Here is a 6,263-nt window from a genome sequence, read left to right on the forward strand (position 1 = left end):
GTGTTATCAGCTGGTTTTAACGTTATTTGCGGTGATATTTCACTGAAGGCGGCGGAAAGATTAAGTAAGAGATCGGGAAAATGATAAGCAGAATAATAATTACAAAGAAACGTAAATATCACTGGCGCTGACCGCCTGTAATAAGCGCCCGCCAGGGCAGGCGCTATTTCGCTTGACGAATTATTTACCGTTCCAGGCTTTCATGCGGGATTCACGCACCTGCAGCTGCTGTTCCGGGGTTAACTTATTGTAGTTTTCAGCCATGCCGCTCTCCCAGTCGCCGTACAGTGGATTGGGCAGCACAATGAACTGGGTGCCAAAACGCTGATGGTTGAGCGTGACAAACTGCTGGCGCTGCGCGTTGCCCTGATGCCAGGTGGCGCCGCCGAAGTCATTCAGGTTATCGCCGATATACAGCACCACGTTGTAGCCGGCATTTTTAATTGCGTCGAAACGCGCCTGTTTGTTGGAGTTGCCGGTACTGAGACGCACAGTTTTGTCGCTTACGCCGCTGAAGCCCAGCTTGTTGAGGTTATCGACCGTGGCCGCGTAGTCTTTCTGATCGCGGTTCGAGACGTAGAACATGGTGCCGCCGTGGCTATTCACGTAGTTGGCAAATTCGACGGCACCGGGCACTGCGGTCGCCTGGCGCGCCTGCGTCCACGCTGACCAGGTTTTACCGGAGAACGGCTGGCCGTTTTTTGCCTGCCACGCGCTGTAGGCACTGTTATCGATCATGGTTTCATCCAGATCAACAATCACCGCTTTGGGTTTGCCGGTGAGCGAAGGAGCGTTATCAAACGCCATGCGTGCCGTGTTGAACGCCTGCCAGCTCAGCGCCTGATACTCGCCAGACTGCTGAAACCAGTTGACTGCCAGCACCGACTGCTGACCAAGTTGCTGCTGAGCCTGCTGTTTTTGCGGTTGGGCACAGCCGGTGAGCGTCAGGGCAATCAGGCCTGCCGCGGTTAGCCAGGAGGTGTTTTTCATCATGTCGTCCTTAAGTGATTATGGTCAGTTTTTGTAAAGCTTTAAAAATGTAGCAGTTAACGTAAGCTGTGGGCAGAGGAAAACCGGGGACAGGTCACAGGAGACACTTATGGATAATCGCGGGCCGCGCTCGGCGCTGCTGGAGAGTCAACGCTGGCTGGAGTATGCCTTCCAGCCTGCCGGTCAGCCGGCACCGGCCGCTGCGGCGTACGGACAGCAGCGGCACAGCGCAAAAGTGGTGCTGGCCGGACAAAACCGGCCGCCGAAAAGTTGTGAATCCGATGGGGTGATCAGTGACGATCATCAGCCGGTTGCGGTTTACACCGCTGACTGTCTGCCGGTGCTGTTCGCCGATGTGAAAACGCATCAGGTGGCGGCGGTACATGCCGGCTTGCAGGGTACGCTCGGCGGCGTGCTGAGCAGTGCCCTCGATCAACTGATGGCGGGTGGCGCGACGCCGGCATCCCTGCTGGTGGCGATCGGTCCGGCAATCGGCCCGTGCTGCTATGAACTGGGCGTTGATCGCATCGCACAGATGCAGCAGCGCCCGGACCTGCCGGCGCTAAGCTGGTCACAGCAACAGCCGCATAATCCGCAGGCGATCCGACCTCAGGCACAGGCGCATCATCAGGGAGTATGGTTTGATTTGCCTCAGCTGGCGCAGAGCCTGCTGTTACAGCGCGGCATTCCGGCGGCGCAGATTGATCGCGTGGCGGTGTGTACTTATTGCATGGCGGAGGCGGGTTCGAGCTATCGCTATAACACCCATTTTGACAGCGGCTATCAGTCACGTTTCTCGTGGATTCGCCGTCGCGCGTAAGCACGCTTCACCTCCCTGTGAAGCGCGGGCCTTAGTGAATGATGGCGTTGAGCGCCAGCACACCGGCGAGGCCGAGGATGGAGATCAGCGTTTCCATTACCGTCCAGGTTTTCAGGGTTTCAACCACGCTCAGGTTGAAATAGCCTTTGAACAGCCAGAAACCCGGATCGTTCACGTGCGAAGCGATCACGCTGCCTGAACCAACCGCCAGCACCATCAGCGCCGGATCGGTATGGGTGGCGGCAATGATCGGCGTCACGATGCCGGCGGTGGTGATCGCCGCGACGGTGGCCGATCCCAGCGCGATGCGCAGCATTGCCGCCACCGTCCAGCACATCAGCAGCGGTGACAGCGATGATCCTTTCATCAGATCGGCGATGTAATTACCGACACCGCTATCCACCAGCACCTGCTTAAAGGCGCCGCCGCCGGCAATGATAAAGACGATCATGGCGATGGCGGCGATCGAATCGCCACACATATCCATCACCTGCTCCATTTTGCGCCCGTTGCGCAGACCGAGGGTAAACACCGCAATTACCACGGCGATAAACAGCGCCACCGCCGGGTTGCCGATAAATTCAAAGAACTGGCGCAGCGCATTCTCTTTCGGCATCGTCAGTTCGCAGACTGCCGCAATCGCCATCAGTACCACCGGAATCACTGCGGCAAAGATGCTGATAAAGAAGCCCGGCATCTCCTCTTCGGTGAAAATTTTAGGGTTATACAGCCCTTCCGGCGGCGACTTTTCGAAGCTTTTGAGGAATTTTGAGAAGATCGGGCCGGCAATGATCACCGTCGGGATGGTAATGATTAAGCCGTACAGCAGCGTGGTGCCGAGATTGGCACCAAAGATGGTGGCAATGGCGGTTGGGCCGGGATGCGGCGGCAGGAAGCAGTGCGTCACCGACAGCGCTGCCACCATCGGCACGCCGACGTACAGCAGCGGCAGTCCGGCCGCCGCAACGATGGTGAACACCAGCGGCAGCAACAGCACAAAGCCGACTTCGTAAAACATCGCCAGGCCGACGATCAGCCCGGTGACCACCAGCGCCCACTGCAGCCGCTGTTTACCGAACGCGGCAATCAGCGTGGTGGCCACCCGCTGGGCAGCGCCGGTATCGGACACCAGCCGCCCGAGCATAGCACCAAAGCCGAGGATCATCGCCAGGCCGCCGAGCGTGGAACCAATACCTTTCTGAATCGAGGCCATCACATTGAGCGGCGTCATGCCTTCGGCGATACCTACCACCGCCGAGACAAACACCAACGCAATGAAGCCGTTGACCTTGAAGACAATCATCAGAACCAGCAGCAGTATCACACCCAGCACAATTATGGTTATTGGCATTTTTTATTATCCTTAGGAAGACAGAGGGGTGTTTAAGGTTTAGGCGCGCGCCGGCAATTACGCCAGCCGCGCCACGGCATTACACGGCGACGCGCATACCGCCATCAACAAACAACAGGTGGCCATTGACGAAATCAGATGCGCCCGACGCCAGGAACACCGCCGCGCCAATCAGCTCTTCCGGCTTGCCCCAGCGTGCGGCCGGCGTACGTTTGGTCAGCCAGCCGGTGAAGGCCGGATCGTCAGCCAGCGTCTGGGTCATCTCGGTGACGAAATAGCCCGGCGCAATGGCGTTAACCTGAATATTGTGGCGCGCCAGCTCCACACACATGCCGCGCGTCAGCATGGTGACCGCGCCCTTGGAGGCGGCATACGGCGTGATGGTGTCGCGCCCCAGTTCGCTCTGCATCGAGCCGATGTTGATGATTTTTCCGCGCTGACGCTGCACCATTCTTTTCGCCACGGTTTGTGACACCAGAAACACCGCTGTCTGGTTGACGGCAATCACGTCGTTCCAGTCCTGCTCGGGAAACTCGAGAAACGGCCGGCGGCGCTGAATGCCGGCATTGTTCACCAGGATATCAATCGCGCCCCACTGGCTTTCAATCTCCTCCACCGCCTGCTGAACCTGCGCCGACTGCGTGACGTCAAAGGCCTTCGACCGTGCGTGATAACCCAGCTCGCGCAGTTTCGCCGCGCCCTGCTCTGCGCCGCCCTCGGTGGTGGCGTTGATGATCACTTCCGCACCCGCCTCCGCCAGACCGCGCGCCAGCAGAAAACCGATGCCGCGCGCCGAACCGGTGAGCAGCACACGCTTGCCCGTCAGGGAAAATAGCTGACTCATACTGACTCCTTAAAACGTTAACTGGACTTTCGCCGCCCGGGTTTTATCACCGGCAAACTGCAGCGCCGCGTCGATATCCTGTAAGTCATACTCCCCGCTGAACAGCGGCAGCGGATTGACCACGCCGCGTGCCAGCCAGTCAACCGCCGTGTTGAATTCGTGGGTGAAACGGAAAGAACCGACCAGATTGATCTCTTTGGCGATCAGCGTCATCAGCGGGAAATCCGGAATCGTGCCGCCCATGCCAACCTGTACCAGCGTGCCTTTGGCGCATACCACGTCGAGACAGCGCTGCAGCGAAGACGGATGGCCGGAAGCCTCGAAAGCGACATCGAAGAAGCCTTTATCTGCAAGGTAAGGCGTGAAATCACCGTCAGCAGCGTGGATCACGCCGGTCGCGCCCATCTGCTGAGCCAGGCTGAGCGAGCGTTCGCTGATATCGCTGCAAATAATCTCCGCGGCTCCGCGGGCTTTGGCAGCGGCGGCAATCAGACAGCCAATCGGCCCGACGCCGGAAATGAACACGGTTTTGCCGCTCAGATCGCCCGCCTGCTGCGTGGCGTGGATGCACACGGCCAGTGGTTCAGCAAACACCATTACGCTGTCATCGGCCTCCTGCGGAAACGGCACGCACTGCGCGCTATCGACCACTTTGTATTGCGTGAAGCCGCCATCCACGTGCGGCAGATACATGGCGCTGCCGAAAAAGCGCATTGAGGTGCACTGATTTTGCTGCTCGCGCAGACAGTATTTACAGCTGCCGCACGGCTTTGAGGGATTGACCGCCACTTTTTGATTGGGCTGGAGCTGCGGATCGTCGCTCTCCACCACGTAGCCGATCACTTCATGGCCGAGGATCATCGGCATCTTCACTTCGAAGCTGCCGACTTTACCTTCCTGATAGTAGTGCAGATCGGACCCGCAGATGCCGCCGCGCGTGATGCGCACCAGCGTGCCGGTGCCGTCCCACTGCACCTGCTGCTGTGCGACGCTGACCTGTTTTTTGCCGGTAATGACGCAGGATTTCGTTTCAATGTTCATCGTAGCCCCTTCAGTGCTGTAGCAATGGGGGCTATCACAGCGGGATACGGCCGGCGAAACTGTGACGAACATCACTCAAAGCGATGTTACAAAACGGCTGTTACCGGGAACGTGATGCAGAGAGGCGGAAAAGCAGACGGCGGCCATCCCTGACCGCCTTAAAGAAAGATTAGCTGCCCGACATCAGGTCGTGGCTGTATTTGAACAATTCCGAATCCGAGCGCAGGCCGAGCTTTTTCAGCGCCGACTGCTTTTGTCCGCTCACGGTTTTACGGCTGCGCTTAAACTTCACGGCGATTTGCGACACGCTGAGCCCATCGAGAAAACAGCGCACCACTTCTACTTCGCGCGGGCTGAGGGTTTTGACCTTCTCATACATATTGCCTTTGCTGGAGAGATCGAGGTTTTCGTTGATGGCGTCTTCATTCATCACGTAGAGGTTTTCCACCTCGTACGCCACTTCCTGCGACAAAAATAGCCGCCCCTGCGCCACCTGACGAATCGCCTGGACGATCTCCTGCATATTGTGGCTTTTTCCAATAAAGCCCTTAACGCCGGCGCTCAGCACCATTTTGACAATCGCCGGACTCTCCATGGACGATGAGATCAAAATCTTTTGCTGCGGATAGTGATTTCGCAGCTGTTTCACCAGGGCCAGGCCATCCAGTTCCCGCTCGCCCAGCAAAAAGTCCAGCACCAGCACATCCACCGTAGTGCTGCGCAGCTGACTAAACAATTCATTACTTGAAGACCAGGTCCCGACCAGATGAATATCGGGTTCGTGTTTCAGGCATAACTCGAAAACGGTACGAACCATCGGGTGATCATCAAGGACAGCGACACGCACCTGTTTATTATGTGCATATACCATTCTTTTATTCCTTTATTACAGTCTCAATTTTGTCCAGTACTGATAACCACACCAGTGAAAATGACCTGAAAGTATGCGCTGACCGCTGCCGGGAAAATCGCTTGCAACGGTTTAAACCAAACGTCACCAGGTTAACAAAAATTAGAATTTTGCTTACGCGTTTAACTTATTAACGCTAATTAAAAGGTAGTTTTACCAGATGAATGGACAGCAGCGGTTAGCGGCCCCGGAAAAACTGCGAAAATTCTGACGTAACTCTGCGAATGGACCACATAAGAATTGTCGTGAAAGGTCAGTTTATGGATAAACCGTTGAAATATTTGAAATCAAAGCAAAAGCAATATCT

At 56.7% G+C, this 6,263-nt stretch carries 6 protein-coding genes; 1 reads left to right on the forward strand and 5 read right to left on the reverse strand.

Annotated features, from left to right (window positions below; all coding sequences use genetic code 11):
* Positions 1-180 precede the first annotated feature (180 nt).
* Positions 181-990 (reverse strand): 5'-nucleotidase, lipoprotein e(P4) family, encoded by an 810-nt coding sequence (locus QMM04_RS20080; protein ID WP_127834803.1) that lies wholly within the window; start codon positions 988-990, stop codon positions 181-183.
* A gap of 109 nt (positions 991-1,099) precedes the next feature.
* On the opposite strand from QMM04_RS20080, the gene QMM04_RS20085 reads away from it, so the two are divergent.
* A complete protein-coding gene (locus tag QMM04_RS20085) occupies positions 1,100-1,810 on the forward strand; it encodes a polyphenol oxidase family protein (protein ID WP_127834621.1) in 711 nt (236 codons plus the stop codon).
* A 31-nt stretch (positions 1,811-1,841) separates the two neighbouring features.
* Here the strand turns inward: QMM04_RS20085 and QMM04_RS20090 are convergent, their stop codons facing one another.
* The 4 genes from QMM04_RS20090 to QMM04_RS20105 form a co-directional block, all read right to left on the reverse strand.
* Positions 1,842-3,161, reverse strand: a complete 1,320-nt coding sequence (locus tag QMM04_RS20090) for a gluconate:H+ symporter (protein WP_058771315.1) — start codon at positions 3,159-3,161, stop codon at positions 1,842-1,844.
* Positions 3,162-3,240: 79 nt separating this feature from the next.
* Positions 3,241-4,005, reverse strand: a complete 765-nt coding sequence (gene idnO, locus QMM04_RS20095; RefSeq protein WP_058776401.1) for a gluconate 5-dehydrogenase — start codon at positions 4,003-4,005, stop codon at positions 3,241-3,243.
* Positions 4,006-4,014: 9 nt separating this feature from the next.
* Positions 4,015-5,046, reverse strand: coding sequence for an L-idonate 5-dehydrogenase (idnD, locus tag QMM04_RS20100; protein WP_104188231.1), 1,032 nt, complete (start codon positions 5,044-5,046; stop codon positions 4,015-4,017).
* Between the two features lie 169 nt (positions 5,047-5,215).
* Entirely contained in the window at positions 5,216-5,917 is a 702-nt protein-coding gene (locus QMM04_RS20105) for a response regulator transcription factor (protein WP_058759838.1), read from the reverse strand.
* Positions 5,918-6,263: the final 346 nt, after the last annotated feature.

Source organism: Pantoea sp. Pa-EAmG, assembly GCF_030024295.1.
In the GTDB taxonomy this organism is placed as follows: Bacteria; Pseudomonadota; Gammaproteobacteria; order Enterobacterales; family Enterobacteriaceae; genus Pantoea; species Pantoea dispersa.